Source organism: Actinoplanes sp. NPDC051475 (assembly GCF_040689425.1).
In the GTDB taxonomy this organism is placed as follows: Bacteria; Actinomycetota; Actinomycetes; order Mycobacteriales; family Micromonosporaceae; genus Actinoplanes.
In genome coordinates, this window is the sequence record NZ_JBFAZZ010000011.1 from 195,219 (window position 1) to 221,390 (window position 26,172).

Here is a 26,172-nt window from a genome sequence, read left to right on the forward strand (position 1 = left end):
CGCCGGAGAGGGAGTCTCCCATGAGGCCCGGGGACCGGATGATGCCACCGGCGGCGCGCACCCTGCTGCGCGCCGGCTCGGGGCCGCTCCGGCTGCTGCTGACCGGGCTGACCCTGGCGTCGGTCGTGGCGTTGCTGGTCACCGTCGTGCTGATCACCGACCGCGGCCCCGACGGGCAGAGCCCGGCCGGTGACGTGGTGCGGGTCGGCGTGGTCGAGGGCCAGTCCGTCTCCGGCTATCTGCGCTCCAGCCAGAACGAGCTCGCCGCGCTGCTGCCGGCCTCGGGGACCCCGACGGCCGGGCAGACCTGGGCGCTGGTGAGCCTGGCCGCGTACTACGCGCCCGACAAGCTGGCCGCGCCACTGGAAGGCGCGGCGGTGGCCGAGGTGTACGCGAGGGCCCCGCTGCCGAACGTGCGGACCCCGGTGGTGCGGATCCCGGTCTACCGGATGCCGCAGGACGTGGTCGGCGGGATGCTGAACGCCGCGCTCGCCCGGGACCAGGAGCAGGCCGACTACCGCAAACTCAGCGCCGAACTCGAGGGCGACGGGGTCAACGAGATCCGGCTGCGGCGGGCGTACGACACCGCCGCGCAGACCGCCGCCGCGGAGGCCGCCGCCTTCCGGGCGCACTGCGCCTGCGTCTTCGCTGCGGTGGTCCGGGCCGACCCGGCGGTGCTGGAGCGGATCGCCGGGCGCGCCGAGGTTCGCGTCGTCGACCCGGCCCCGGAGGTGCGGCGGCTGGACCGGACGGAGTTCCGGCCGGTTCTGCCCGAACAGACCACGACCGTCCCGGACGACGACACCTCCGTGTCGCCTGTGCCATCGCAGCCCGTCACTGTTGCCCCCGCGGACTCCGCCCCACTACCCTCATCCGGGGCTGGTGTGACGTCGGCCTCATCCGCCGGGTCTGCTCGGGAGCCCGGATCCTCTGCCACGGCACCGGAGGAGAGCGCTGCCGTACCCTCTGCCTCGCCCTTGTCTCCCCGCCCTGACGTGCCGTCCTCGGTCGCGGGAGCATCCCGGGGCGCCCCCGGGCGTTAATTTTCCCGTCAGCCTCGACCAGAACAGCTTCCCGAGCCGTATGGACGAGTGGATGCACGTACGTGAGCGTTGTGCCACTGGGTGATCAACTGAGCGCGCATTTACGGTTGCCAGGTGTGGCCCGAATAGGGTTGGCGTCCGTAGCCTGTTGCAGGACGACGACGCTCGCCGAGATCGAGTAGGCGCTGGGAGGACGAGCCGTGGACGGGACCGAGACCGGCTGGGGCCGGCCTGCGGAACCAGCCCCGCGATGGCGGGCGCTGCTCGACCGTGCCCGGCACGCGTCCCGCGCGGCCGACGAGGCCCACGACCACGAGGCCGAGCAGCACGAACGGGAGGCCGAACCCCGCCGTGCGGCGGGCGCGACACCGCTGCCCAGCCGTCCCGTCGGCCGGCCGTACAACCCGCTCGATCCGCGCCAGCGCGAGCAGCCGCCCGCGAACGGCTACGGCCAGCCCGAGCCGTCGCGACTGCCACCGGTCAACCCGCTCGACCGGCGTCCCGGCCGCGCCACCCTCGGCGAACGGCTGGGCGCCAGCGAGTCGCTCGGGCCGCCGGCGGAGCGCCCGGCGGATCCCCGGCCGCCCGACCCGCCGCGCCCGGTCAACCCGCTCGAGGCGCGCCGCCAGTCGCGGATCGGCGAGGGCTTCCAAGCCCGTCCCGACGCCGAGCCGCACAGCTTCTTCAATCCCGCCACCCGCGCGGTGCCGACCTCGATCGGCCGGGTCACCCACGACCCGACGATCCCGCCCAGCCGGGGCGCGGCCTCGGTCGGCTCGGCTTCCGTGCTGCCCCCGCCGGCCGCCCCGCTCGCCGCCGCGCCGCCGGCCCCGCTCTCGCCGCCGGCCCCGCTCCCCCCGCCGGTGACGCTCCCGCCGCCGCTGCCGGCCCCGGCGGTGCCCCCGCAGGCCCCGCCCGGCGCCCCGGCGCCGACCTCGCCGGCCCCGGCCCGCATCGAGTGGCGCCAGACCCGGCCCGAGCCGGAGGACCGGGCCGCCGGGATCCTGCGCCGCAAGCTGGGCAAGCCACGGGTGCTCGCCTTCGCCAACCCCAAGGGCGGTGTGCACAAGACCACCGCCACCGTGCTGGCCGCGGCCACCATCGGCAGCGTCCGCGGCCGCGGCGTGCTGGCCTGGGACGACAACGAGCTGCGCGGCACCCTCGGCCTGCGGGCCGGCAGCGCCCGGCACGCCCGTACGATCCGGCACCTGGTCGGCGACCTGCTCGAGATCGAGAACATGCACGGAAACGACCTGATGCAGTATTTCGACGGCTACCTGCGGCACGCCTCCGACGGGTCGTACGACGTGCTGGCCGGCGAGGAGAATCCGCGCTTCGCCCAGCGGCTGGATCAGAGCACGGTGCGCCGGGTGATGGACCTGCTGCGGCGTACCCATGACGTGATCTGTGTGGACACCGGCAACAACGTCGAGAGCGTCAACTGGCAGACGGTCATGCGCAGCGTCGACCAGCTGGTCATCACGACCGTCCCGCGCGAGGACGCCGCGTTTACCGCCGACTGGATGCTGGACGTGCTCAACGAGACCGGCATGGAGGATCTCGTCGCCAACGCCGTGACGCTGATCTCCTGCCCGTCGCCCGGCAAGCTGCCGCTGCTCGACGACCTCGCCAAGCACTTCGCCACCCGGACCCGTGCGGTGGCCGTCGTCCCGTACGATCCGGCGCTCGAGGTCGGGTCATCGATCGAGTATTCGGTGCTCCAGCCGGAGACCAGGCAGGCGTGGCTGCGCGCCGCCGCTGTGATGATCGAGCCATTCGTCGAATAGCCGGTGTCGCGCGTGCGGTGCACCGCGGCCGAAGGACTAGGCTCGCAAGGCCGGATCCGCCGCGGGAGTAAGGGGGCCCTGGGTGTCTGACTCGTTCGTGCACCTCCACGTGCACACCGAGTATTCGATGCTCGACGGAGCGGCCCGGCTGAAGGACCTGTTCGCCGAGGCCAACCGGCTCGGCATGCCGGCGGTGGCGATCACCGACCACGGCAACATGCACGGGGCGTACGACTTCTACCAGCAGGCGACCGCGGCCGGCGTCACCCCGGTGATCGGCATCGAGGCGTACGTGGCTCCCGAGTCGCGGCTGCACAAGGCCCGCGTCAAGTGGGGCCGCCCGGAGCAGAAGTCGGACGACATCTCCGGTAACGGTGCGATCACCCACAAGACGATGTGGGCGCGCGACGCCCAGGGGCTGAAGAACCTGTTCCGGCTGAGCAGCCGGGCGTCCATGGAGGGCCACTACGTCAAGTGGCCGCGGATGGACATGGACATCATCGCCGAGCACGCCGAGGGCATCATGGCGACGACGGGCTGCCCGTCCGGCGCCGTGCAGACCCGGCTGCGCCTGGGGCAGTACGACGAGGCGTACAAGGTCGCCGCGCAGTACCAGGAGATCTTCGGCAAGGACAACTACTTCCTCGAGATCATGGACCACGGCCTCGAGATCGAGAATCGGGTCCGCGACGGCCTGCTCGACATCAGCCGCCGGCTCGGCATCCCGCCGCTGGTCACCAACGACTCGCATTACACCCACGAGGCCCAGGCCGAGGCGCACGACGTGCTGCTGTGCGTGCAGACCGGCAGCAACATCGCCGACCCCAACCGGTTCCGCTTCGACGGCGGCGGCTACTTCATCAAGTCCGCCGACCAGATGCGCGCGGTCGACTCCTCCGATGCCTGGCTCGAGGGCTGCCGCAACACCCTGCTGGTCGCCGAGAAGGTCGACACCCAGGGCATGTTCTCCTTCAAGAACCTGATGCCCCGCTTCCCGGTGCCGGAGGGGCACACCGAGGAGTCCTGGTTCCGGCACGAGGCGTTCGAGGGCCTCAAGCGGCGCTTCCCCGGCGGCATCCCCGAGACGCACATCAAGCAGGCGGAGTACGAGCTCGGCATCATCATCCAGATGGGCTTCCCGTCCTACTTCCTCGTGGTCGCCGACTTCATCCAGTGGTCCAAGAACAACGGCATCGCGGTCGGACCGGGCCGTGGCTCGGCGGCCGGGTCGCTGGTGGCGTACGCGATGGGGATCACCGACCTGGACCCGCTGCCGCACGGCCTGATCTTCGAGCGGTTCCTCAACCCCGAGCGGGTCTCCATGCCCGATGTCGACATCGACTTCGACGAGCGCCGACGCGGCGAGGTCATCCGCTACGTCACCGACAAGTGGGGCGAGGACAAGGTCGCGCAGATCGCGACGTTCGGCACGATCAAGGCGAAGGCCGCGATCAAGGACTCGGCCCGGGTGCTCGGCTACCCGTTCGCGGTGGGTGACCGGATCACCAAGGCCCTGCCGCCGGACGTGATGGGCAAGGGCATCCCGCTCTCCGGCATCTTCGACAAGGAGCACAAGCGGTACGGCGAGGCCGGCGAGGTCCGGACCCTGTACGAGCAGGACCCGGACGTCAAGAAGGTGATCGACACCGCGCGCGGCATCGAGGGCCTGATCCGGCAGACCGGCGTGCACGCCGCCGGCGTGATCATGAGCGCCGAGCCGATCATCGACCACATCCCGCTGATGCGCCGCGCCACCGACGGCGTGATCATCACGCAGTTCGACTACCCGACCTGCGAGACGCTCGGGCTGCTGAAGATGGACTTCCTCGGCCTGCGCAACCTGACGATCATCGACGACGCCGTGAAGAACATCGAGCTCAACCACGGCAAAGAACTGGACCTGCTGGGCCTGCCGCTGGACGACAAGGCCGCATACGAGCTGCTCACCCGCGGTGACACGCTGGGCGTCTTCCAGCTCGACGGCGGCCCGATGCGGTCGCTGCTGCGGCTCATGAAACCGGACAACTTCGAGGACATCTCGGCGGTCCTGGCGCTCTACCGGCCCGGCCCGATGGGCGTCGAGTCGCACACCAACTACGCGCTGCGCAAGAACAAGCTCCAGGAGATCACCCCGATCCACCCGCAGCTGGAAGAGCCGCTGCGGGAGATCCTGGAGCCGACGTACGGCCTGATCGTCTATCAGGAGCAGGTGCAGCGCGCCGCGCAGATCCTCGCCGGCTACAGCCTCGGCCAGGCCGACCTGCTGCGCCGGGCGATGGGTAAGAAGAAGAAGGAGATCCTCGACAAGGAGTTCATCCCCTTCCGGGACGGCTGCCGCGAGCGCGGCTACAGCGACGAGGCCATCCAGGCGGTGTGGGACGTCCTCGTGCCCTTCGCCGGGTACGCGTTCAACAAGGCGCACTCGGCCGCGTACGGCCTGGTGTCCTACTGGACGGCGTATCTCAAGGCGCACTACCCGGCGGAGTACATGGCCGGGCTGCTCACGAGCGTCGGCGACGACAAGGACAAGATGGCGATGTACCTGGCCGAGTGCCGGCGCATGGGCATCCAGGTCCTGCCGCCGGACGTGAACGAGTCCGCCGGCCCGTTCACCCCGGTCGGCCGGGACATCCGGTTCGGTCTCGCCGCGATCCGCAACGTCGGGCACAACGTGGTGGAGGCGGTCGTCCGCTGCCGCGAGGAGAAGAGCAAGTATCAGGACTTCTACGACTTCCTGTCCAAGGTCGACGCGGTCGCCTGCAACAAGAAGACGGTGGAATCCCTGATCAAGGCCGGCGCCTTCGACTCGATGGGGCACAGCCGCAAGGGCCTGCTCGCGGTGCACGCCGAGGCGATCGACGCGTACGCGGACGTCAAGCGCAACGAGGCCGCGGGCCAGTTCGACCTGTTCGGCGCGTTCGGCGACGAGGCCGGCGGCAGCTCGGCGACGGTGGCGATGCCGACGATCACCGACGGCGAGTGGGACAAGCGCGACAAGCTCGCCTTCGAGCGCGAGATGCTCGGCCTCTACGTCTCCGACCACCCGCTCGCGGGCCTGGAGCAGATGCTCGCGAACGCCGCCGACACCACGATCGCCGCACTCAACGAGGAGGGCTCGGTCCCCGACGGCCAGGTGGTCACCCTCGCCGGCATCCTCACCGGCGTCCAGCGGCGGATCACCAAGCAGGGCCGGGCCTGGGCGTCGGCCACCCTGGAGGACCTCGCCGGCGGCGTGGAGACGCTGTTCTTCCCCAACACGTACGAGGTGATCGGCCAGTACATCGCCGAGGACGCGATCGTGGTGGTCAAGGGGCGGGTCGACCGCCGCGACGACACCCCGCGCATCATGGCGATGGACATGTCGATGCCGGACGTGAGCCACAACCCGGACTCGAAGCCGATCACGCTGACCATGCCGATCACCCGGTGCACCCCGCCGCTCGTCTCCGAGCTCAAGGAGATTCTGGTCAGCCATCCCGGCGACAGCGAGGTGCACGTCCACCTGCTCAACGGCAGCCGCAAGACGGTCATGCGCCTGGGCGGGTTCAAGGTCGCGCCGACCCCCGCGCTGCGCGCCGACCTCAAGATGATCCTCGGCCCCTCGGCGGTCGCCTGATGGTGACCGGTCAGGAACCCGTTTTCCCGTACGGGCCGCCGGAGGCTTCCGGCTGGGAGCCGCCGCGGCCGCCGCGGCCGTTGCGCCGTAGCGTGGCCGCCGCCGCGATGATCATCGTGGCGATGGCCGTGGCCGGTGGACCGCTCGGCCTGCTGTGGGCCTGGCTGTCGCCGTCGGTGCCGGTGATCAACGCGGGGCAGAACGGCATCGTGGTCAGCGACCCGTCGCCGGAGGAGTACATCGCGGCCGACGGCTGGTTCACCATCATCGGATTCGCCTTCGGCCTGCTCGCCGCGATCGTCGCCTGGCTGGTGCTGCGCCGTGACCGCGGCCCGGCGGTGCTGCTGGGGGTGACCCTCGGCGGTTTGGCGTCGGCACTGACGATGTGGATGACCGGGCGGATGATCGGGCTCGGCGAGTGGCGGGACTGGCAGCACAGCTCGGCCGCGGGCGAGACCTTCAGCCGGCCGCCGGACCTGCACGCCCACGGCGCGCTGCTGGTCGCCGCCTTCGCCGCCGTGATCGTCACGACGCTGCTCGCCGGCTGGTCCAACGATCCCGAGCTGGACCGGCCGGGCGCGAAACCGGGCTACGGCCACGACCTCGGCGCGGACGGTTCCTACCCCGGTCCGCGCCTCGACCCGGACGATTCCTACGCCGGCCCGCACCCCGGTGCGGAGGGGCCGATCAGTTCGGGCTCACCGGGCGCGCCAGATCCGACAGCGGCACCGGCACCGCCCGCACCTTGGCCAGCAGACCCGCCTCGCGGTTGAGCAGCCGCAGCTCGGCGCGCAGCCGGACGGCGGTGTCCGGCGCGGCCAGGAGTTCCTGCCGCTCGTCGATGGTCAGCTGCGCCGTCGCCGCGACCAGGTGGGACAGCACGGTCGGGTCGTCCGGCACCTGGTCGAGCACCTCCGAGTCGGGCCGCAGCAGGTCCAGGTAGGTGCGGAAGGCCGCCAGCACCCGAGGGGCCAGCACCCGCGCCGTCTGCTCGTCCGGCTCCTCGTCGGGCAGCCACTCGACCTCGGCGGTCAGATACGGATGGGTGTCCGCGGCGATGCTCAGCACCCGGAACCGCCGCCGCCCGACCGTGACGATGTCGAAGCGGCCGTCCGGCAGCTCGGTGACCTGCCGCAGCTCCGCGGTGCAGCCGACGTCGTAGAGCTGTTCCGCGGCGACCGGCGGCCCGTCGGGTCGCTCGTCGTCGCCCTCGCCGGACAGGACCTCCGATCCGTGGCGCAGCGTCACCACGCCGAACTCGTGCGGCTCGTCGGCGGTCGTGGCGACCAGGTCGCGCACCAGGGTGCGGTATCGCTCCTCGAAGATGTGCAGGGGCAGCACCAGGCCGGGAAAGAGCACCGTGCCCAGCGGGAAGACCGGGAGAATCGCGCCCACGGTGCGAGCGTATCGGCATGGTCGCCGTCCGCGCGCGCCCCGCGACGGTGATCTTTGCCCGACGATCGGCAAAAGCCGCATAGTGGTGGTTCCCACTGCCTGGTACGGCGCCCGGGGCGGGACCGGCCCGCGGCCTAGACTTGGCGGCGTGCTGAACCGGATCGACCTGCGCGGCTCCCGCCGGGACCCGCGCGGTCTGCTGCCCCGTGCCCAGCTCGACGTCTCCCAGGCCGTCGAGAAGATCCGCCCCGTCGTGGCGGCGGTCCGGGAGCATGGTTTCACCGCGATCCGGGAGGCCACCGAACGCTTCGACGGCGTCCGCATCGAGCGCCTGCGGGTGCCCGCCCAGGCCATCGCGGAGGCCGAGAAGTCCCTCGACCCGGACGTGCGTGCGGCCCTGCTCGTGGCCATCGAGCGCGCCCGCAAGGTCCACGCCGACCAGCGCCGCACCGACGTGACCACCCAGGTGGTTCCCGGCGGCAGCGTCACCGAGCGGTGGGTGCCGGTGTCCCGCGTCGGCCTCTACGTCCCCGGCGGCCTAGCCGTCTATCCGTCCACCGTGGTGATGAACGTCGTGCCCGCCCAGGCGGCCGGCGTCGCCTCGCTGGTGGTGGCCAGCCCGCCCCAGCAGGAGAACGGCGGCCTGCCCGACGCCCGCGTCCTCGCCGCCTGCGCCCTGCTCGGCGTCGACGAGGTGTACGCGGCCGGCGGCGCCCAGGCGATCGCCATGCTCGGCTACGGCTCCGACGGCGCCGACGAGAACGACCGCTGCGCGCCGGTGGACGTCATCACCGGGCCCGGCAACATTTGGGTCACCGCGGCCAAGCGCCTGCTGCAGGGCACGGTCGGCATCGACGCGGAGGCCGGGCCCACCGAGATCGCCATCCTGGCCGACGACACCGCCTCGCCGGTGCACGTCGCCGCGGACCTGATCAGCCAGGCCGAGCACGACCCGCTCGCCGCCAGCGTCCTGGTCACCGACTCGCCCGAGCTGGCCGACGCGGTCGACGCGCAGCTCGCGGTCCAGGTGCCGGCCACCAAGCACGAGACCCGGGTACGCGAGGCGCTGGGCGGCACGCAGTCCGGCGTGGTGCTGGTCGACGACCTGGCGCAGGGGCTGGCGGTCGTGGACGCGTACGCGGCCGAGCACCTCGAGATCCAGACGCGGGACGCGCGCGAGTGGGCGATGCGGGTGCGCAACGCCGGAGCGATCTTCGTGGGGGCGTACTCGCCGGTGTCGCTGGGCGACTATGCGGCCGGTTCCAACCACGTGCTGCCCACCGCGGGCTGCGCCCGGCACTCGTCCGGGCTGTCCGTGCAGTCGTTCCTGCGCGGCATCCACGTCGTGGAGTACGACGAGGCCGCCCTGCGCGACGTCGCCCCGCACGTGGTGGCGCTCGCCAACGCCGAGGACCTCCCGGCCCACGGGCAGGCCGTGACGGCGCGGTTCGCCTCATGACCACGCTCGACGACCTGCCCCTGCGCGACGATCTGCGGGGCAAGTCCGCGTACGGTGCGCCGCAGCTCGAGGTGGCGGTGCGGCTCAACACGAACGAGAACTCGTACCCGGTGCCGGACGCCGTCGTCGACGCGATCGGCAAGGCGGTGCAGGCGGAGCTGCGCGACCTCAACCGCTATCCCGACCGGGACGCCGTGGCCCTGCGCGCCGACCTCGCCGGCTACCTCGGGCACGAGCTGACCACGGCGAACGTGTGGGCGGCCAACGGCTCCAACGAGGTCCAGCAGCAGCTGTTGCAGGCGTTCGCCGGCCCGGGGCGTACGGCGCTCGGGTTCGGACCGTCGTACTCGATGCATCCGCTGCTCGCCGCCGGCACCGGCACCCGGTGGGTCGGCGCGCTGCGCGATCCCGACTTCGGCCTCACCCCGGCGTCGGCGCTGGCCCAGCTCGAGGAGCACGACCCCGACCTGGTCTTCCTCTGCTCGCCCAACAACCCGACCGGCACCGCCCTCGAGCCCGGCGTCGTCACCGCGGTGCTCGAGGCGGCGCGCGGCATGGTGATCGTGGACGAGGCCTATGCGGAGTTCGCCCGCCCGGGCACCCCGAGCGCCCTCGCCCTGCTCCCCGGCCACCCGCGGCTGGTCGTGACCCGCACCATGAGCAAGGCGTTCGGCTTCGCCGGCGGCCGGCTGGGCTACCTCGCCGCGGACCCGGCCGTGGTCGACGCGGTGCAGCTGGTCCGCCTGCCGTACCACCTGTCGGCGCTGACCCAGGCCGCCGCCCGCGCGGCGCTGGCCGAGCGGGACGCGCTGCTCGCCACGGTCGACGCGATCAAGGAGCAGCGCGACCGGATCGTGGCGACGCTGCGCGCCCGGGGTGCCGAGGTGGCCGACAGCGACGCCAACTTCGTGCTGTTCGCCACCGGCGGCGACCAGAAGGCCGCCTGGCAGGCCTTCCTCGACCGCGGGGTGCTGATCCGCGACGTCGGCCTGACCGGCTGGCTGCGGGTCACCGCGGGCACCGAAGCCGAGACTTCCGCGTTCCTGACCGCCGCCGAGGAGATTCTGTCGTGAGCCGCACCGCGCGCATCGAGCGCGTCACCAAGGAGACCAAGGTCCTCGTCGAGATCGACCTCGACGGCACGGGCCAGGGCGACCTCTCCACCGGCGTCGGGTTCTACGACCACATGCTGAACCAGCTCGCCAAGCACGGCGGTTTCGACCTCACCGTGCGCACCGAGGGCGACCTTGAGATCGATGCGCACCACACCATGGAGGACACGGCCATCGCGCTGGGCGAGGCCTTCGCGCGGGCGCTCGGCGACAAGGCCGGGATCCGGCGGTACGGCTCCGCGACCATCCCCATGGACGAGGTGCTCTGCCGGGCCGCGGTGGACCTGTCCGGCCGGCCGTACGTGGTGCACGACGAGCCCGAGCTGGCGCCGTACATCGGACCGGTCTACCCGACGAGCATGACCCGGCACATCTTCGAGTCGTTCGGCCACGCCGCCAAGGTGACCCTGCACGTCAGCGTGCTGCGCGCCGCCCGCGACGGCGGCCGCCCGGACGCCCACCACGTCGTCGAGGCGCAGTTCAAGGCGTTCTCCCGGGCGCTGCGCGAGGCCGTCGAGATCGACCCGCGCAACGCCGGGGCGCTGCCGTCCACGAAGGGCGTGCTGTGAGCGTCGCGCCGATCCTGCTGCTCGCCCTCGCCGGCATCCTCGTCGGCGGCGTGATCTCCCTGGCCCGGCAGGGCGCCACCAAGTTCTCCATCGGTCTCGTCGCCGTCCTGGCGCTGCTCGCGCTGGCCGGTGGCGTGCTGTGGCTCATCCCGGGGGACGCCACATGACCCGCGTCGTGATCCTCGACTACGGGTCGGGCAATCTGCGGTCGGCGGAGCGGGCGGTCGCGCGTACCGGCGTGGACGTGACCGTGACCGACGACCTCGATGCCGCAGCGGCCGCGGACGGCCTGGTCGTCCCGGGCGTCGGCGCCTACGCGGCCTGCATGGCGGGTATCGAGAAGCTGGGTGCCGGCCCGGTCATCGCCGGGCGGGTGGCGGCCGGTCGCCCGGTGCTCGGCATCTGCGTCGGGATGCAGATCCTCTTCGAGACCGGTGTCGAGCACGGCGTCGAGACCCGCGGCCTGGGCCTGCTCCCCGGGGCCGTGACCAAGCTGGCCGCGCGGCGGATCCCGCACATGGGCTGGAACACGGTCACGGCGCCGGAGGGCTCGGTCCTGCTGGACGGCCTGCCTGAGGACACCCGGTTCTACTTCGTGCATTCGTATGCGGCGTCGGATCTGGCCGCCCTCGAGTCCGCCGGTGCGACGGTGACGACGGCCGCCCACGACGCGCCCTTCGCGGCCGTGGTGGAGCGGGGATCGCTGTCGGCCGCCCAGTTCCACCCGGAGAAGTCCGCGGACGCCGGGTACGCGCTCCTGCGCAACTGGGTCGCCGGGCTCACCGCACGGTGAGCAAGGAGAGGGCCCGGCGGCGGGCGGAGCGCCTGGCCGTCCTGGAGAAGGAGAAGGCCTCCCGCGCTCGCCGGGTGGCCCGCCGGCAGACCCGCCGCGCCCTGCTCCGCCGCCTCACCCCGCAGCGTCGCGGGTCCGGCCGCCTGTACCGGCGCGGCCGGGCACAGCGCGCCGGCATCGTCGTGATCCCGCTGGTCGCCTCCGCGCTGATCTGGTTCCTGGTGCCGGAGCTCGCCCTGCGGTTCGTCCTCATCGCGTTGATCGTTCTCGTCCTGCCGGCCCTGGTCGTCGTGATCCTCGGCCGCCGCTAACCCTGCCGAAACGGAGTCCTGCCGTGACCCTCACCCTGCTGCCCGCCGTCGACGTCGCGGACGGCCAGGCGGTGCGCCTCGTCCAGGGCGCCGCCGGTTCCGAGACCAGCTACGGCGACCCGCTCGAGGCCGCCGTGGCGTGGCAGAACGACGGCGCGGAGTGGGTGCACCTGGTCGACCTCGACGCCGCGTTCGGCCGGGGCTCCAACGCCGCGCTGCTCGCCGAGGTGGTCGGCCGCCTCGACGTGAAGGTCGAGCTCTCCGGCGGCATCCGCGACGACGAGTCGCTGCGCGCGGCCCTGGCCACCGGCGCCGCTCGGGTCAATATCGGCACTGCGGCCTTGGAGGACCCGGAGTGGTGCGACCGCATCTGCGGCGAGTACGGAGACCGCGTCGCCATCGGCCTGGACGTGCGTGGCCGTACCCTCTCGGCCCGGGGCTGGACCCGCGACGGCGGCGACCTCTTCGAGGTGCTGGAGCGGCTCGACAAGGCGGGCGCGGCCCGCTACGTGGTCACGGACATCACCAAGGACGGCACCATGAAGGGTCCGAACCTGGACCTGCTGCGCGAGGTGTGCTCGCGTACGCCGGCGCCGGTGATCGCCAGCGGCGGCGTGTCCACCCTGGAGGACCTGCGGGCGTTGGCGACCCTCGAACCGGTCGGCGTCGAGGGCGTGATCGCGGGCAAGGCGCTCTACGCGGGCGCGTTCACGGTCGCCGAGGCTCTCACTGCCCTGAGGTCGGCATGACGGTCGCGGTACGGGTGATCCCGTGTCTGGACGTGGACGCCGGACGGGTGGTCAAGGGCGTCAACTTCGTCGACTTGCGTGACGCCGGGGACCCGGTGGAACTCGCCGCCGCGTACGACGCCGCGGGCGCTGACGAGCTGACGTTCCTCGACGTGACCGCCTCCTCCGACGACCGGGGCACCATGCTCGACGTCGTACGCCGTACCGCCGAATCGGTCTTCATCCCGCTGACCGTCGGCGGCGGCGTCCGCACGGTCGACAACGTCGACACCCTGCTGCGCGCGGGCGCGGACAAGGTCGGCGTGAACACGGCGGCGATCCACCGCCCCGGCCTCATCTCGGAGATCGCCGACCGCTTCGGCAATCAGGTCCTGGTGCTGTCGCTCGACGTGCGGCAGGTGCCGTCCGGGCCGGCGCGGGAGCACCCCAGCGGCTGGGAGGTCACCACTCACGGCGGGCGCAAGTCCGCCGGACTCGACGCGGTCGACTGGGCCCGGCGGGTGGCGGAACTGGGGGCGGGCGAGATCCTGCTCAACTCGATGGACGCCGACGGGACGAAGGCGGGCTTCGACCTGGAGCTGATCGCGGCGGTGCGGGCCGTCGTCGACATCCCGGTGATCGCCAGCGGCGGTGCCGGCTCGGTGGAGCACTTCCCGCCGGCGGTGGCGGCGGGCGCGGACGCGGTGCTGGCGGCCAGCGTGTTCCACTTCGGAGACCTGACCATCGGCGAGGTGAAGGACAGCCTGCGGGCGGCGGGCCACCCGGTCCGCTGAGCGGGCCCGGTCAGCGGCCGTCGGCGAGGCGCAGGGAGTATTCGCGGACGGCCGCGTTGTAGGTCTGGTCGTCCAGCTCCCAATCGGCGTCACCCGGCGTGGCGGCGCGGTTGAGCTGGGTCTGCAGGGTGACCACCGCCGAGGACAGGCCGCTGAACGGGCGGGTGCGCCAGAGCTGCTCGCCGGCCGGGGCCACCTCGACCAGGTCGTCGTCGACGGTGAGCAGGCCCGCACCGGCCAGGCGCCGGACCGACTCCTCCAGCTCCGCGCGGCTCGGGACGCTGTGGTGCAGGAAGTCCGCGGCGGCCAGGACGTCGGCCAGGCTGGCGCCGGTCACGGGCAGGGCGGCGTGCATCGCCCGGTCGCGCTCGAGGCGCTCGGCGATGACCGCGGACACGAAGATCCAAGCGTCGTTCCAATGCCAGCCGCCAGCCCCCATGCCGCAATGATGCCGTCTGTCCGGCAAACCGGAAAGCACATGTGTCGTGATGATCACCGAGCTGTGTCCCGGCGCCGGGACAAATCACCCGTGGGGTCCACCTAGGAGGTACTGAGAGCCGGCGTCAGCCGCACCGTACGGGCGTGGGGTGCCGCCGAGAACACCGGCAGGAACAGCTGCACCAGCGGCCCGATCGCCAGCGCGTACGCGACGGTGCCGAGCCCCACCGTGCCGCCGAGCAGGAAGCCGGTCGCCAGGACCGCCACCTCGATCGTGGTACGGACCAGTCGAACGGACAGCCGCGGGAAGCGGTTGACGATGCCGGTCATCAGCCCGTCGCGGGGGCCGGGCCCGAAGTGGGCGCCGAGGTACATGCCCGTGGCGACGCCGTTGAGCAGGATGCCGACCACCAGGTAGGTGACGCGCATGGTCATCGAGTCGCCGGGCGCCAGGACGGCCAGGGCGGCGTCCACGACGAGGCCGATCACCACGAGGTTGGCGATGGTGCCGAAGCCGGGCTTCTGCCGCAGCGGGATCCACAGCAGCAGGATGGGGATGCCGGCGAGGATCACCACCCAGCCGAAACTCAGGCCAGTGGCCTTCGACACACCCTGGTGGAAGACGTCCCAGGAGGTGAGGCCGAGGCGGGACTCGACCATGAAAGCCATGCTCACGCCGTACAGGACGAGACCTGCGAAGAGCTGACCGACGCGGCGGGGGAGACCGCGGCCGGGTGTTTCGGAGTTGCTCTGGAACCTCATGAGTGCCACTCTGAAGGCCAATTCGGTCGGCTGACAGAGCCAATTTCCCGGAGGTGGCCATGACGACGTCCGTGCGGGGAGGCCAATTGGCCCGCCTGCTGGGTCAGTGGCACTCGCTTCCGGGCCGGCATCGCAGCCCGGACTACGCCGCGCTGGCCGGGGCGATCCGCGGGTTGCTCAGCGACGGGCGGCTGCCGCTGGGCGTACGCCTGCCCGCCGAGCGCGAGCTGGCCGAGGCGCTGGGCGTGAGCCGGACGACCGTCACCGCCGCGTACCGGAGCCTGCGCGAGACCGGCCACCTGACCAGCCGCCGCGGCGCCGGAAGCTGGACCACCCTGCCGAACGGCCACCGGGTGGCCAGCTCCGGGCTCTGGACCCCCGGCGACGACATCGACATGATCGACATGGGCGTGGCGGCCTCGGCCGCGCCGGTCGAGCTGGTGCCCGCCGCCCGCGCCGCCGCCGACGACCTGCCGCGCTTCCTCGGCAGCGCCGGCTACCACCCGACCGGCCTGATGGAGCTGCGCGAGGCCGTCGCCGAGGCCTACACGGCGCGGGGCGTGGCCACCAGCGCCGAGCAGATCCTCATCACCAGCGGCACCCAGCAGGCCCTCGATCTCGTGCTCCGCCTGTCCGTCCCGGCCGGCGCGCCGGTGCTGGTGGAGTCCCCGACATACCCGAACGCGCTCGCCGCCCTCTCCGCGCGCCGCGCTCGGATCAGCACTCACGGCCTCGACGCGGGCAGCGGCTGGGACGGAGAGCTGCTGCTGGCGGCGCTGCGGCAGACCCGGCCGCGGCTCGCGTACGTGATCCCGGAATTCCAGAACCCGACCGGCCACCTCATGCCGACCGCCCTCCGCGAGCGCCTCGTCGCCGCGGCCCACTCGACCGGCACGGAGCTGGTCGTCGACGAATCCTTCGTGGACCTGCCGCTCGACAGCGACGAGATGCCCCCGCCGGTGGCGGTCTTCGACCGGCACTCCCGGGTGGTGTCGATCGGCGGCATGAGCAAGGCCTACTGGGGTGGCCTGCGGATCGGCTGGGTCCGCGCGTCGGCGCCGCTCGTCCAGCGCCTGGCCGCCCTGCGGGTGGGGGTCGACATGGCCAGCCCCGTGCTCGAACAGCTCGTCGCGGTCCACCTCCTGCAGGACGCTCCGGCCATCGTGGCCGCCCGCCGCGCCCAGCTCGCCTTCCGCCGGGACGCCCTCATCGAGGCGCTGCACGAGCACCTGCCGGAGTGGCGGTTCACCGTTCCGCGTGGCGGCGTGACGTTGTGGGCGGAGCTCGACGGGCCGATCTCCAGCGCGCTGTCGCGCGCCGCCGAGGACGTGGGGGTGCGGCTCGCGCCCGGCCCGCGCTTCGGGCTCGACGGTACGCTCGAACGCTTCGTGCGGCTGCCGTTCACCCTGGCGGCCGACGACCTGACGGAGGCCATCCGGCGCATCGCGTCAGTGCGGCACGACCTGGACCGCGCTACCCGGCCTGCCTGGCGGACCCCGGCGGTCATCGCCTGATCCTCGCGGCTTTCTCGGTGGCCACGGCGGGCGCCGGGCGGGATGATCGCCGCATGACCGGAGAATCAAGTCCGCGCTCCCGGGCCCAGCGCAAGGCGGACACGCTCGCCAAGCTCGAGGGCCCGGTGGCCGACTGCTGGGTGGCGACCGCGGACGGCGGAGCGCCCTACCTGGTTCCGCTGACCCTGGCGTGGCTGAGGGAACGCATCGTCCTGGCGACCGACCGGAATTCCCGTACCGCCCGGGCCATCACCGCTACCGGGATCGCGCGGCTGGGGCTGGGTGGGACCCGCGACGTCGTGATGATCGATGCGCGGCTGGAGTCGGTCGCGGCCGTCGGTACGGCGCCGGGCTGGGTGGCCGAGGGCTATGCCGGCAGGGCCGACTGGGATCCGCGTACGGCGGGGGAGGGCTATGTCTTCCTGGTGCTGGCGCCGCAGCGGATCCAGGCGTGGCGGGAGGCCGACGAGATACCCGGGCGCACGCTGATGCGGGACGGAGTATGGGCGAGCTGAGCCGGGTCATGGCTCGACGGCGGACTCCCGCTGCCAGAGGATCTCGGTCAGCCGTTCCACTCCGGCGGCCAGGTGCCGGCGGTAGGTGCTCATCGGCAGGCGCAACAGGTCGGCCGCCGCCTGCTGCGTCCCGGCCGGTTGCAGATAGGTGTGGTGCAACGCCCGGTACGCCGACCGGTCCCGGGGCGAGTCGGCCAGCGTCGCCGCGGCCTCCTCGACGACCGCGCGCAGCGCTTCGGCCGTACGCCCGCCGGACGCGCGCGCGAGCAGTCGGGCGGACAGCAGCGGGCTCGTCGCCAGCCGGTCGAGCCGGCCCCATTCCCGCAGGGCCGCGCGGACCGCGGCGGTGAAGGCGGCCCGGTCCAGCGGGCCGGACACCGTCGACGGTTCCGGTGCGGCCGGCTCGCCGGACGTCTCCCGGGAGATGAGCATGCTCAGCCAGGCCATCCGCGGCATGCGACGCCAGTCGTGGCCGAACCCGGCGTACCGGCGGCCGTCCACGACGAAGTCCGCGTCCTCGACCCGGGCGAACCCCACGTACTCGCACATCGGGGCCCACAGCCCCGGATCGGCGTGGTAGATCAGCGAGTAGCCGAGGCCCGGCGTGATCAGGTAGTGGCGCACCGCGTGCAGCGAGATGAGCGCCTGCACGGGGGAGGGCTGCTGGTACTCCTCGGCGTCGAGCCAGAACCGCAGCAGCGAGACCGCTTCACCCGCGGCGGGTGCGCCACGCCGCCACGCCGCCGCTGCCGCCGGGTCGCGCGGGTCCGGCGCGTGCAGGGTCAGGAGCACGGCCAGGCCCACCGCGGTGTCCTCCGCGTCGACCACCGCGTGCACGGCCTCCGGCTGGTCGCGGCACCAGTGGTCGAACAGGTCCGCCTCGGCGGCGCCTTCGTGGCGCCGTACCATCTCGCGCAGCGCAGGCCACCGGTGCGGGCCCGCGGTCACCACCCGCAGGTCACCGCTCGGACGCTGTTGCAGGAACGCCCCGATCACCGGGTTGTCGCGGTGCAGGAACGCGAAGTCCAGCAGGATCCGGCGCTGCTCGTCGGGGGCGGCGCCGGCGAACCGGCGCCGGTAGGAGCCGCCGGCCCGGTGGTGGATGGTGGCGTGCAGCTCCGGATGCCGCCAGCGCAGATCCCGGGCCAGCACCTCGCGGGCGAGGTCGTGCAGGACCAGGCCGTGCGAGCTCGCCGCCATCACCGACAGCCCGCGCAGCCACTCGAACAGCTCGTGCGCGTCCGGCAGGTCCAGCAGTTCGGCGAGCAGCGGCTCGGTCGTCACGGCGACCTGCGACACCGCGTCGAGGGCCAGGCGGTGCGCCGGGCTGGGCACCGCGTCGAGGAGCGCGGCGAGCAGCGTGGCCACCACCTCAGGTCCTCCGGCCGGAGCGGCGGGCTCGCGTCGCTGGGCGCGGACGTCGGCGATCAGCGCCAGGGCCAGGGGGTGGCCGTGGGTGAAGGCCATCGCGTCGGCGTGCGCCGCGGCGGGCACGCCGCGCCGGGTGAGCAGCAGCGCGCTCTCCACCTCATCGAGGTTGACCAGGGGCATCGTGTGCAGCACGCTCGACCAGCCCGGGTCGATCCGATACTGCACCGGCGGCCCGGCCCGGCTCGCCACGGCGACCACGGCGTCGGCCGGCAGCGCCGCCAGCAGGTCCGTCTCGACCGCCTCGTCGGCCAGCACCACGAGGCCGTCGCCCTCGGGCACGCGCTCGTCCAGCCACACGACCGTGCGGCCCGAGCGCCCGGCGAGGTCCGCGAACTGGTGGAGCAGCGAGGTCTTGCCCACCCCGCCGGGGCCGGAGACCCAGACCAGCGCGCCGCCGTCGCCGGCCAGCAGCCGCGCGAACCCGGCGAGTTCGGCCGCGCGGCCGACGAAGTCCCGCCGGCGGGCGCTGGCCACCTGGTCGGCGAACCGCGTGCTCATGGCCCAAGTCTCGTCCCTTTCCCGCCCGGCCGTCTGTCGAAATCCCGACGCGTCACGGTGGGCGGGGTGAGCGGAAAGTGGGCGGGGGTCGGGCGCGGACCGGTCTGTCTTGTGGAAGTTCGGCGGCCATAGCGTCAGCGGCGTCAGAAAGACCCAGCTACGCCAAGGAGCCCACCATGATCCGCACCACGAACCGCAGCTTCCTCGCCCGCCACGCCGGACGCGCGGCGTTCGCCGCCGGCATCGCCGGCATCGCCCTGGCCGTCACTCCGCACGCGGCCCTCGCCTCCGCCGAAGGCTGGGGCGGCACGCTCCGCCCCGGAGAGCAGCACTGCCTCACCGCCAGCGACATCGCCACCTATCAGGTCCGCGCCGACGGCCAGGCCACCGCGTCCGGCGCCAAGTTCAAGGTCACCCGCAACGGCGGCCTGGTGTACGGCACCCCGACCGGCACCATCGCCGGCTTCGCGTACGAGGGCCGCACCTCGCTCGGCACCTTCGCCGGTTCCGGCAGCTACACCGTCTGCGCGACCAACAACAACGCCACGAAGACGCTGGTGAACCTCCACATCTTCACCGACGGTGACCTGCCGTACTGACGCCGCCCCGCCGCGTCGGGTACCGCTCAGACTCGGGCGGTACCCGACGCGCCGCATCTTCCGCGCCGGGCGGCAACGTGAAGGGCCGGGACGGGACGGCTCCCGTCCTCGGCCTAGACTCCGCCGGGTGATCGTGCGGAGGGCCGGCGTGGCGGACGTGGCGGCGCTCGCGGAGCTCCGGGACATCGAACCGGACAAGCTCGAGGCGTACGCCGACTGGGTGGCCGCCCATGCGGAGACGCACCTGCCGTTCGTCGCGGAGGTCGACGGGTACGTGGTCGGCTCCGCCTGGCTGCTCGTCGCGGAACGGGTGCCCGGCAACGGGTCGCTGGACCGGCGGTACGGCGACGTCCAGTCGGTCATGGTCCGCCAGGAGCACCGCAGCCGGGGTGTCGGCGCCGCGCTGATGGCCGCGATCCTGGCCGAGGCCCGTACCCGGGACCTGGTGCACGTGACCGTCCACTCCGGCCGCCGCGCGGTCGACTTCTACCTGCGCAACGGCTTCGGCCACCACCGCCAGCTCCTGCTCTGGGAACCGGCCCCTCCCTGATCGAACCGGTCGGTTGAGGGTGGTGTTTGAGGTTCGCTGGTTGTGAGGGACATCGGCTAACGCGGTCATGGTCGAAGTGGCATCCGATCTGGTCCACATCGGAGTGCACATCGAGGTGTACGACGAGCCGCCCGCAGTCGACGATTCCGCTGATCTGCTCCGGGACGGACAGCTCAAGGTGCCCGGAGGGTTCATCAGTGTCCCGCAGTCGCTCGAGGAGACGTTTCAGCGCGGCTTAGAGCTCCCGGATGGTCCTGGCACGTACGGGGTGCGGGTGTGTGGCTACGGCCGCAACCGAGCCCGGCAGCTGCGAGAGGAAGGCGCTGCTCCGGACGGTCCGGGTCATTTCGATGCCATCGTGGACGCGCTGGCCGGAGTCGAGCGTTACCGGATTTGCCTGTGGCAGGTGTCGTCCGAGCCTCGCTGGGAGGACGACGAAGACGAGTGACCCACCCGGCACGCTCTGCCGGCGTTGTCAGGTCAGCCGAAGGCTGCGTCGCGTAGCGGACGGGCCAGCGCCCCGTCGAGGTAGGTGCTGGTTCCGCTGTCGCGCAGCTCCTCGGCAGCGCGCACCAGCGCGCCGTAGGCCGCCCAGGCCAGGCTGCCTCCGGTGGACACCCGGCGCACGCCGATGCCGGCGAGTTCGTGCACGGCGGGGCCGTTGCGCAACGCCAGGACGTTGACCGCGACACCGACTTCGTCGACCACCCGGGCGATGTCACCGAGGTCGGTCAGCCCGGGCGCGTAGACGCAAGCCGCGCCGGCGTCCCTGTACGCGGTCAGGCGCGCGATCGTGTCGTCCAGGTCACCGATCCCGTAGAGGTGATTCTCCGCCCGTCCGGTGAGCACCATGCCATGGCCGGTGCACACGCTCGCGGCCGCGGCGATCCGCTCGATTGCGATGCCGACGGGTGTGATGCGGCCGGTGCCCGGGTCGTAGTCCTCGATCGACACGCCGCTCGCGCCCGCGTCGGCGAGCATCCGTACGGTCTCGGCGACGCCTTCCGGGTCCTCGGCGTATCCCCGTTCGGCGTCGACCGTGACCGGCGCCCGTACGGCGGCGGTGAGGGCGGCGACGTGGGCGACCAGTTCCTCGCGGGTGACGTGCTGGTCTCCGCGGCCGAGCGAAGCGGCGAACCCGGAACTCGTCGTGGCCAGGGCCGGGAAGCCGACCTGTTCGAGCAGCCGCGCCGACGGCACGTCCCACGGGTTCGGCACCACGAACGTGCCGGTCGTGTGCAACTGGCGGAAGGCACCGCGAACGTCCTCGATCATGCCGCGAAACCTAACATCGGCAGGTACGCGGTCAGCCGGTCGGCGAGTGGCCCGGGATGACTGAGCGCCACTGAGTGGCCGCCGTCGATCTCGTCCGGGGTGACGCCGAGCCGGTCGGCGGCGACCCGGCGCTGGAAGTCCGGCGGGAAGAACCGGTCCTCGCGGCCGATGAGCACCTTCGTCGGCACGTCCGGCCAGGCGTCCAGGGGCCACGGCTCGTCCCCTTCCGCGCTGGTCTGGTCCCGGCTGTGCCCCGCGGCCTCCGCGACGATCTCGGCCGGCACGCCGTTGTAGAACTGCTGCACCTCGCTGAGGCCCTCCGCGCCGCGGTAACCGGTGTTGCCCCACCAGTCCCGGGGCCGCTCACCGGGCTCCGGGATCATCGGAGTGAGCAGGACGATCAGCCGCAGGGGCAGCCGGTCGGCGATCAGCGGCGCGGTGAACCCGCCGTACGAGTGTCCGACGACCACCAGGTCGGTGCGTCCGCCGATCGCAGCGAGGACCGTCTCACGGAACTCGGCGAACCCTGCCGAGCTGTCCCCGATCGGCAGTTCCGGTACCACCACGTCGTGGCCGCGGCGCGCCAGCTCCGGAACCAGAAGATGCCAGTCCCAGGCACTGCCCCCGCCGCCGTGAATCAGAACGAAAGTCGCCATACCCGGAAGCCTCACACAGGGCGGATATCATCGCCGGTCATGACGTTCCCATTCGACGGTGCCGCCCGGATGGGCCTGGGCCTGGCCGCGGTCGGGCGCCCCGGGTACATCAACCTGGGGCACGGCGGAGACCTTCCGGCCGAGCGGACCGTCGAGGCGCTCCGTGACCGGGCCCACGCCCTGCTCGACGCTGCGTACGCGGCCGGCGTGCGGTACGTCGATGCGGCCCGGTCCTACGGCCGGGCCGAAGAGTTCCTCGCCGAGTGGCTGGCCGCCAGACCCGACATCGACGACGTCGTCATCGGCAGCAAGTGGGGTTACACCTACACCGCCGGCTGGAAGGTCGACGCGGAACTCCACGAGCGCAAGGATCACAGCCTCGCCACGTTCGAGCGCCAGTCGGCCGAGACCAGGGCACTGCTCGACCGGCTGGACATCTACCAGATCCACTCCGTGACCCCGGGCAGCACCGCCCTCACCGACCAGGCCCTGCACCGCCGCCTGGCCGACCTGGCCGCCGACGGCGTCGTCGTCGGGCTGTCCACCAGCGGCCCCGAGCAGGGTACGACCATCCGGGCCGCCCTGGACGTACGCGTCGACGGCACGCGGCTCTTCCGCAGTGTGCAGGCGACGTGGAACCTGCTCGAACAATCGGCGGGCCAGGCCCTCGCCGAGGCGCACCGGGCCGGCTGCCTCGTCATCGTCAAGGAGGCCCTCGCCAACGGCCGGCTCGCCGGACGCGACCGCGGACCGGGCGCCGCCATCACCGCCATCGCCCGGGAGCTCGCCACCAAGCCGGACGTCGTGGCACTCGCCGTGGCGTTGCACCAGCCGTGGGCCGGCGTCGTCCTGTCGGGGGCCGCTACCACCGCACAGCTCACGTCCAACGTCACAGCGACGACACTTGCCCTCGGGCCGGATCACCTCGCCCGCCTCACCGCCCTCGCCGAGCCGCCCGCCCGGTACTGGCAGCACCGGTCACGACTGGCCTGGACGTGACAGAAAGAATTCTGGAAGGGCGGTGTCGGATCGGGGCGGCGGTGTTCGTTGTCGGGGTGAGCGGCTGCCCACGAGGGGCGGCCCGGACCACAGGAGATGAGCCGAGATGCAGTACCTGGTTTCCGTGATCGCCGACGAGACCCACGCGGCAAACGCGGACGAGATGGCCGCCATCGACGTGTTCAACGAAAGGCTCCAGGCCGACGGGCACTGGGTCTTCGCCGGCGGCCTCGCCGGGCCCGGCGCGGCCACCGTCATCGACAACCGGGGCGGGGAAGGCCTGATCACCGACGGGCCGTTCCTGGAGTCGAAGGAGTACCTCGCCGGCTTCTGGATCATCGAGGCGCCCGACCTCGACGTGGCGCTCAAGCTCGCCACCGACGGGTCGAAGGCCTGCAATCGCAAGGTCGAGGTGCGGCCGTTCCTGTGAGCGGGGCCGACGTCCGGGCAGCGATCACCCAGGCCCATCGCCAGGAGTGGGCTCGGGTGGTCGCCGCCCTGACCAGGCGTTTCGGTGACCTCGACATCGCCGAGGAGGCGGCGGCCGAGGCGTTCGCGGTCGCCGTGGAACGGTGGCCGGCTGACGGCGTACCCCCGAATCCCGGCGCCTGGCTGACCACCACCGGGAACCGTAAGGCCATCGACCGGATCCGCAGGGAGAGCAAGCGCGACGACAAGCACAGGGAGGCTCGGATGATGTACGACGAACCGCCCGAGCCGCTGGGCGCCATCGACGACGACCGGCTCCGGCTGATCTTCACCTGCTGTCACCCGGCGCTCGCTACGGAGACCCGGGTGGCGCTGACGTTGCGGATGGTCGGCGGCCTGACCGTGCCCGAGATCGCCAGCGCCTTCCTGGTGCAGGAGGCCGCCATGGGGCAGCGGATCACCCGCGCCAAAGCCAAGATCAAGTCGGCTCGCATCCCTTATCGCGTGCCGTCGGCGGAGGACCTCCCGGCGCGCATGTCCGGCGTACTCGCGGTCCTGTTCCTCGTCTTCAACGAGGGGTACCTGGCGACCGGGCCCGGCACCGATCCCGTGCGGCACGACCTCACCGCCGAGGCGATCCGGCTCACCCGCCTGATCCGTGCGCTCGTGCCGGACGACGGCGAGGTGGCCGGGCTGCTGGCGCTGATGCTGCTCACCGAGGCCCGCCGCACCGCCCGGGTGTCGATGAGCGGCGAACTGGTCCCGCTCGGCGATCAGGACCGGGGGGCCTGGGACGCGGCGCTGATCGCCGAGGGGCACGGGCTGGTGCGCGAGCGCCTGGCCGCCGGGGTGGCTCCGGGTCGCTACCAGATCCTTGCGGCGATCAACGCCGTCCACACCTCGGCCCGCAACGTACGCGACACCGACTGGTCGCAGATCGTCGCCCTCTACGACCAGCTCATCCGCCTCGACCCCTCGCCGGTGGTCGCCCTCAACCGGGCCATCGCGGTCGCCGAGCTCGACGGCCCGGACGTCGCACTGGCCATTGTCGACCGTCTCGGGGACAGGTTGGCCGCGTATCACGCCTACCACGCGACCCGCGCCGACCTGTTGCGCCGCCTGGGCCGCAGTGAGCAGTCGCGGGCGGCGTACGGGAAAGCCATCGAGCTGGCGGGCAACACCGCCGAGGCCGCCTACCTGACCCGGCGCCGCGACCAGCTGCGGTAGCGCCCCGGTGGCGTCGCCTCATCGGAGGAACCGGATCTGCGGGTAGCGAGGTGAGGGCCGCCGGAGCAGGTGGTTGTCGCGGTGGCGCAGATGAAGGTCGAAGAACGCCCGTACGTAGTCGCGTTGCGCGTGGATGGCGAGGTGCGGGGCGAGGGTGCCGATCGCCTGCGTCACCTGGCTGGGCGTGAGCCCGAGGGCGGGCCCGGCCTGGGGGAGGAGTGTCTCCAGATCGGTGAACGAGGTGTGGGTGGAGCCGATGAGGGCCAGTTCGCGTTTCCAGCCGTACTGGGTTGCCCAGAACTGATCCCAGCTCGGGTCGTCCGGACCCGGGCCGGGGTCGCTGCCGAAGAGCAGGAAGGGCCGGTCGGTGCCCGCGGTGACGGGTGCCAGCAGACTGCCGTCCAGGTCGACGCCCGCCCGCACGCGCCGGTCGGCGCGGATGGCCGCGGCGGCCGTGGCGCCGCCCAGGGAGTGCCCGGCCATGCCGACGCGGGACAGGTCGAACGCGCCGGCGAGGGAGGGTCGTCGGGCGTTGAGCTCGGTGAGCTGGTCCAGGACGAACCGGGTGTCCGCGGTACGCACGGCGAGCGCCTTGGCGATCAGAGTGTCGTCGATGTCGCCGGTGACGGCGAAGCTCTCCACCCGGCCGCCGGGAAACTCGACATGGTCCGCGTCGTAGGTGTGGTCGACGGCCACGACGACGTAGCCGTGGCTGACCAGTTCCTCGATCAGAAGGGTGCCGAGGCTGCGGTCGCTGCGCAGCCCGGGCGAATACAGGACGACGGGCCTGCCGCACCGGCCGCGGTCCACCGGTGCGCCCACGCGGGCGTGCGTGGTCGGCAGCACCAGCGTGCCGGCCGGGATGCCTTGGTCCTGCTCGAAGAGCGGTACGGCGGCCGGCGACATCCACGGCGCGTACGGGTGGCCGTGGGCGGCGCGCGCCGGGTACCAGATCTGCACCATCAGTTCACGGGCCGCCCGGGACTCCTGCCAGGGGTCGGCGCGTGCCCGGTCGACGAGGTGCAACGAGACCGTACCGAGTGGATGGCGCCCGGTGGGCGCCGGCAGGGTGAGTCGCACCTTCGCGGCCGCCGATGCCGCGGTGGCTATCGGTACGGAAGCGACGGCCGCCGCCGCGGCGGCACCGAGCAGGGATCGGCGGGTCAGGGTTGAGCTCTCGTTCGACATGATCCGAACGTAAGGTTCGCCTTCCATCGAGTCAAGGACGCTTTACATTTTGGAAGGGATCGCTTACCTTCTTCCCATGGCTGAAGAGACACGGCACGACCAGGTGACACGAGCGGCCCGCCGCGCGGTCCTCATCGACGGCATTCCCGTGATGACGCTGGGCGCGGTCGCCCTGGCGCTGGGCAGCAACCCCGATCAGACCGCCGCCCAGAAGGCCTGGTGGATCGCGGCCACCGCGGTGTTCTCCCTCGCCGTGGTCTGGGTGCTCTGGCGGGCGTTCCGGCGCGCGGACGAATACCTGCGCAGGATCCAGCTGGAGAGCATGGCCGTCGCGTTCGCGGCGGTCCTCGTGGCGCTGCAGGTGGCCACCCTGCTCGATGCGGCGGGCGTCATCGAGCTGCGTCAGCTCGCCCAGCTGATCCTCATCGGCGGTGTGGGGCTCTGGCTCGGGCTCGCCGACCTGCGCACCCGCCTGCACCGCTGA

The 26,172-nt window shown here is 72.4% G+C and carries 28 protein-coding genes; 21 read left to right on the plus strand and 7 right to left on the minus strand.

Annotated elements, in window-relative coordinates; translation table 11 throughout:
* The first annotated feature begins 20 nt into the window (after window positions 1-20).
* The 4 genes from AB0368_RS23280 (at window position 21) to AB0368_RS23295 (ending at window position 7,219) form a co-directional block, all read left to right on the plus strand.
* Window positions 21-1,043 carry a hypothetical protein gene (locus AB0368_RS23280; protein WP_366156032.1) on the plus strand — a complete coding sequence of 341 codons (1,023 nt, stop codon included), beginning with the start codon at window positions 21-23 and terminating at the stop codon, window positions 1,041-1,043.
* Window positions 1,044-1,243: 200 nt separating this feature from the next.
* On the plus strand, window positions 1,244-2,830 hold the full coding sequence (locus AB0368_RS23285; protein ID WP_366156033.1) for an ATPase: 1,587 nt from the start codon (window positions 1,244-1,246) through the stop codon (window positions 2,828-2,830).
* 82 nt (window positions 2,831-2,912) lie between these two features.
* Complete coding sequence (gene dnaE, locus AB0368_RS23290) at window positions 2,913-6,446, plus strand: DNA polymerase III subunit alpha (RefSeq protein WP_366156034.1); 3,534 nt, start codon at window positions 2,913-2,915, stop codon at window positions 6,444-6,446.
* Entirely contained in the window at window positions 6,446-7,219 is a 774-nt protein-coding gene (locus tag AB0368_RS23295) for a hypothetical protein (RefSeq protein ID WP_366156035.1), read from the plus strand. The genes dnaE and AB0368_RS23295 overlap by 1 nt, the downstream gene beginning before the upstream one ends.
* On the opposite strand, the gene AB0368_RS23300 is transcribed toward AB0368_RS23295, so the two are convergent.
* A complete protein-coding gene (locus tag AB0368_RS23300; protein ID WP_366156036.1) occupies window positions 7,134-7,841 on the minus strand; it encodes an LON peptidase substrate-binding domain-containing protein in 708 nt (235 codons plus the stop codon). The genes AB0368_RS23295 and AB0368_RS23300 overlap by 86 nt on opposite strands.
* A gap of 148 nt (window positions 7,842-7,989) precedes the next feature.
* Here AB0368_RS23300 and hisD point away from each other — a divergent pair, with 148 nt between their 5' ends.
* The 8 genes from hisD to hisF are packed head-to-tail and all read left to right on the plus strand — an operon-like array spanning window position 7,990 to window position 13,607.
* The gene (gene hisD, locus AB0368_RS23305; protein WP_366156037.1) at window positions 7,990-9,300 is read left to right on the plus strand and encodes a histidinol dehydrogenase; all 1,311 of its coding nucleotides are present in this window, start codon (window positions 7,990-7,992) and stop codon (window positions 9,298-9,300) included.
* A complete protein-coding gene (locus tag AB0368_RS23310; protein WP_366156038.1) occupies window positions 9,297-10,373 on the plus strand; it encodes a histidinol-phosphate transaminase in 1,077 nt (358 codons plus the stop codon). Before hisD ends, AB0368_RS23310 begins: the two co-directional genes overlap by 4 nt.
* Complete coding sequence (gene hisB / locus AB0368_RS23315) at window positions 10,370-10,981, plus strand: imidazoleglycerol-phosphate dehydratase HisB (RefSeq protein ID WP_366156039.1); 612 nt, start codon at window positions 10,370-10,372, stop codon at window positions 10,979-10,981. Before AB0368_RS23310 ends, hisB begins: the two co-directional genes overlap by 4 nt.
* Entirely contained in the window at window positions 10,978-11,148 is a 171-nt protein-coding gene (locus AB0368_RS23320; RefSeq protein WP_366156040.1) for a hypothetical protein, read from the plus strand. Before hisB ends, AB0368_RS23320 begins: the two co-directional genes overlap by 4 nt.
* Window positions 11,145-11,774 carry an imidazole glycerol phosphate synthase subunit HisH gene (hisH, locus tag AB0368_RS23325; protein ID WP_366156041.1) on the plus strand — a complete coding sequence of 210 codons (630 nt, stop codon included), beginning with the start codon at window positions 11,145-11,147 and terminating at the stop codon, window positions 11,772-11,774. Before AB0368_RS23320 ends, hisH begins: the two co-directional genes overlap by 4 nt.
* Window positions 11,771-12,085 (plus strand): hypothetical protein, encoded by a 315-nt coding sequence (locus AB0368_RS23330; protein WP_366156042.1) that lies wholly within the window; start codon window positions 11,771-11,773, stop codon window positions 12,083-12,085. Before hisH ends, AB0368_RS23330 begins: the two co-directional genes overlap by 4 nt.
* 23 nt (window positions 12,086-12,108) lie before the next feature.
* A complete protein-coding gene (gene priA, locus AB0368_RS23335) occupies window positions 12,109-12,834 on the plus strand; it encodes a bifunctional 1-(5-phosphoribosyl)-5-((5-phosphoribosylamino)methylideneamino)imidazole-4-carboxamide isomerase/phosphoribosylanthranilate isomerase PriA (RefSeq protein ID WP_366156043.1) in 726 nt (241 codons plus the stop codon).
* A complete protein-coding gene (gene hisF, locus AB0368_RS23340) occupies window positions 12,831-13,607 on the plus strand; it encodes an imidazole glycerol phosphate synthase subunit HisF (protein WP_366156044.1) in 777 nt (258 codons plus the stop codon). The genes priA and hisF overlap by 4 nt, the downstream gene beginning before the upstream one ends.
* A gap of 10 nt (window positions 13,608-13,617) precedes the next feature.
* Here the strand turns inward: hisF and AB0368_RS23345 are convergent, their stop codons facing one another.
* Window positions 13,618-14,046, minus strand: a complete 429-nt coding sequence (locus AB0368_RS23345; RefSeq protein ID WP_366156045.1) for a hypothetical protein — start codon at window positions 14,044-14,046, stop codon at window positions 13,618-13,620.
* Window positions 14,047-14,147: 101 nt separating this feature from the next.
* The gene (locus tag AB0368_RS23350; protein WP_366156046.1) at window positions 14,148-14,807 is read right to left on the minus strand and encodes a hypothetical protein; all 660 of its coding nucleotides are present in this window, start codon (window positions 14,805-14,807) and stop codon (window positions 14,148-14,150) included.
* A 59-nt stretch (window positions 14,808-14,866) separates the two neighbouring features.
* On the opposite strand from AB0368_RS23350, the gene AB0368_RS23355 reads away from it, so the two are divergent.
* Window positions 14,867-16,321, plus strand: coding sequence for a PLP-dependent aminotransferase family protein (locus AB0368_RS23355; RefSeq protein ID WP_366156047.1), 1,455 nt, complete (start codon window positions 14,867-14,869; stop codon window positions 16,319-16,321).
* A 53-nt stretch (window positions 16,322-16,374) separates the two neighbouring features.
* Entirely contained in the window at window positions 16,375-16,836 is a 462-nt protein-coding gene (locus AB0368_RS23360; RefSeq protein WP_366156048.1) for a pyridoxamine 5'-phosphate oxidase family protein, read from the plus strand.
* Window positions 16,837-16,842: 6 nt separating this feature from the next.
* Here AB0368_RS23360 and AB0368_RS23365 read toward each other — a convergent pair whose 3' ends face one another.
* Window positions 16,843-18,765, minus strand: coding sequence for an ATP-binding protein (locus tag AB0368_RS23365; protein ID WP_366156049.1), 1,923 nt, complete (start codon window positions 18,763-18,765; stop codon window positions 16,843-16,845).
* Between the two features lie 176 nt (window positions 18,766-18,941).
* On the opposite strand from AB0368_RS23365, the gene AB0368_RS23370 reads away from it, so the two are divergent.
* The 3 genes from AB0368_RS23370 to AB0368_RS23380 all read left to right on the plus strand — a co-directional run bounded on the left by AB0368_RS23370 (window position 18,942) and on the right by AB0368_RS23380 (window position 20,362).
* On the plus strand, window positions 18,942-19,364 hold the full coding sequence (locus tag AB0368_RS23370; RefSeq protein ID WP_366156050.1) for a hypothetical protein: 423 nt from the start codon (window positions 18,942-18,944) through the stop codon (window positions 19,362-19,364).
* Between the two features lie 127 nt (window positions 19,365-19,491).
* Complete coding sequence (locus AB0368_RS23375) at window positions 19,492-19,914, plus strand: GNAT family N-acetyltransferase (protein ID WP_366156051.1); 423 nt, start codon at window positions 19,492-19,494, stop codon at window positions 19,912-19,914.
* 103 nt (window positions 19,915-20,017) lie between these two features.
* Window positions 20,018-20,362, plus strand: coding sequence for a hypothetical protein (locus AB0368_RS23380; RefSeq protein ID WP_366156052.1), 345 nt, complete (start codon window positions 20,018-20,020; stop codon window positions 20,360-20,362).
* Between the two features lie 32 nt (window positions 20,363-20,394).
* Here the strand turns inward: AB0368_RS23380 and AB0368_RS23385 are convergent, their stop codons facing one another.
* Both AB0368_RS23385 and AB0368_RS23390 read right to left on the minus strand, forming a co-directional pair.
* Window positions 20,395-21,189 carry an isocitrate lyase/phosphoenolpyruvate mutase family protein gene (locus AB0368_RS23385; RefSeq protein ID WP_366156053.1) on the minus strand — a complete coding sequence of 265 codons (795 nt, stop codon included), beginning with the start codon at window positions 21,187-21,189 and terminating at the stop codon, window positions 20,395-20,397.
* Window positions 21,186-21,845: an alpha/beta fold hydrolase gene (locus AB0368_RS23390; protein WP_366156054.1), complete on the minus strand. Its 660-nt coding sequence runs from the start codon at window positions 21,843-21,845 to the stop codon at window positions 21,186-21,188. The genes AB0368_RS23385 and AB0368_RS23390 overlap by 4 nt, the downstream gene beginning before the upstream one ends.
* Before the next feature lie 39 nt (window positions 21,846-21,884).
* Here AB0368_RS23390 and AB0368_RS23395 point away from each other — a divergent pair, with 39 nt between their 5' ends.
* The 3 genes from AB0368_RS23395 (at window position 21,885) to AB0368_RS23405 (ending at window position 24,500) form a co-directional block, all read left to right on the plus strand.
* On the plus strand, window positions 21,885-22,844 hold the full coding sequence (locus AB0368_RS23395; RefSeq protein WP_366156055.1) for an aldo/keto reductase: 960 nt from the start codon (window positions 21,885-21,887) through the stop codon (window positions 22,842-22,844).
* Between the two features lie 106 nt (window positions 22,845-22,950).
* Window positions 22,951-23,274 carry a YciI family protein gene (locus tag AB0368_RS23400; protein ID WP_366156056.1) on the plus strand — a complete coding sequence of 108 codons (324 nt, stop codon included), beginning with the start codon at window positions 22,951-22,953 and terminating at the stop codon, window positions 23,272-23,274.
* Complete coding sequence (locus AB0368_RS23405; protein WP_366156057.1) at window positions 23,271-24,500, plus strand: RNA polymerase sigma factor; 1,230 nt, start codon at window positions 23,271-23,273, stop codon at window positions 24,498-24,500. Before AB0368_RS23400 ends, AB0368_RS23405 begins: the two co-directional genes overlap by 4 nt.
* An 18-nt stretch (window positions 24,501-24,518) precedes the next feature.
* Here AB0368_RS23405 and AB0368_RS23410 read toward each other — a convergent pair whose 3' ends face one another.
* The gene (locus AB0368_RS23410; RefSeq protein ID WP_366156058.1) at window positions 24,519-25,688 is read right to left on the minus strand and encodes a hydrolase; all 1,170 of its coding nucleotides are present in this window, start codon (window positions 25,686-25,688) and stop codon (window positions 24,519-24,521) included.
* A gap of 76 nt (window positions 25,689-25,764) precedes the next feature.
* Between AB0368_RS23410 and AB0368_RS23415 the strand changes: the two genes are divergently transcribed.
* Window positions 25,765-26,172 (plus strand): hypothetical protein, encoded by a 408-nt coding sequence (locus AB0368_RS23415; protein WP_366156059.1) that lies wholly within the window; start codon window positions 25,765-25,767, stop codon window positions 26,170-26,172.

Excerpts from the sequence above, each read along its gene's own strand:
- AB0368_RS23280 (WP_366156032.1), top strand. The coding sequence starts at position 21 with ATGAGGCCCGGGGACCGGATGATGCCACCGGCGGCGCGCACCCTGCTG.
- AB0368_RS23295 (WP_366156035.1), top strand. The coding sequence starts at position 6,446 with ATGGTGACCGGTCAGGAACCCGTTTTCCCGTACGGGCCGCCGGAGGCT.
- AB0368_RS23310 (WP_366156038.1), top strand. The coding sequence starts at position 9,297 with ATGACCACGCTCGACGACCTGCCCCTGCGCGACGATCTGCGGGGCAAG.
- hisH (WP_366156041.1), top strand. The coding sequence starts at position 11,145 with ATGACCCGCGTCGTGATCCTCGACTACGGGTCGGGCAATCTGCGGTCG.
- hisF (WP_366156044.1), top strand. The coding sequence starts at position 12,831 with ATGACGGTCGCGGTACGGGTGATCCCGTGTCTGGACGTGGACGCCGGA.
- AB0368_RS23345 (WP_366156045.1), bottom strand. The coding sequence starts at position 14,046 with ATGGGGGCTGGCGGCTGGCATTGGAACGACGCTTGGATCTTCGTGTCC.
- AB0368_RS23350 (WP_366156046.1), bottom strand. The coding sequence starts at position 14,807 with ATGAGGTTCCAGAGCAACTCCGAAACACCCGGCCGCGGTCTCCCCCGC.
- AB0368_RS23355 (WP_366156047.1), top strand. The coding sequence starts at position 14,867 with ATGACGACGTCCGTGCGGGGAGGCCAATTGGCCCGCCTGCTGGGTCAG.
- AB0368_RS23360 (WP_366156048.1), top strand. The coding sequence starts at position 16,375 with ATGACCGGAGAATCAAGTCCGCGCTCCCGGGCCCAGCGCAAGGCGGAC.
- AB0368_RS23365 (WP_366156049.1), bottom strand. The coding sequence starts at position 18,765 with ATGAGCACGCGGTTCGCCGACCAGGTGGCCAGCGCCCGCCGGCGGGAC.
- AB0368_RS23370 (WP_366156050.1), top strand. The coding sequence starts at position 18,942 with ATGATCCGCACCACGAACCGCAGCTTCCTCGCCCGCCACGCCGGACGC.
- AB0368_RS23385 (WP_366156053.1), bottom strand. The coding sequence starts at position 21,189 with ATGATCGAGGACGTTCGCGGTGCCTTCCGCCAGTTGCACACGACCGGC.
- AB0368_RS23390 (WP_366156054.1), bottom strand. The coding sequence starts at position 21,845 with ATGGCGACTTTCGTTCTGATTCACGGCGGCGGGGGCAGTGCCTGGGAC.
- AB0368_RS23395 (WP_366156055.1), top strand. The coding sequence starts at position 21,885 with ATGACGTTCCCATTCGACGGTGCCGCCCGGATGGGCCTGGGCCTGGCC.
- AB0368_RS23400 (WP_366156056.1), top strand. The coding sequence starts at position 22,951 with ATGCAGTACCTGGTTTCCGTGATCGCCGACGAGACCCACGCGGCAAAC.
- AB0368_RS23410 (WP_366156058.1), bottom strand. The coding sequence starts at position 25,688 with ATGTCGAACGAGAGCTCAACCCTGACCCGCCGATCCCTGCTCGGTGCC.
- AB0368_RS23415 (WP_366156059.1), top strand. The coding sequence starts at position 25,765 with ATGGCTGAAGAGACACGGCACGACCAGGTGACACGAGCGGCCCGCCGC.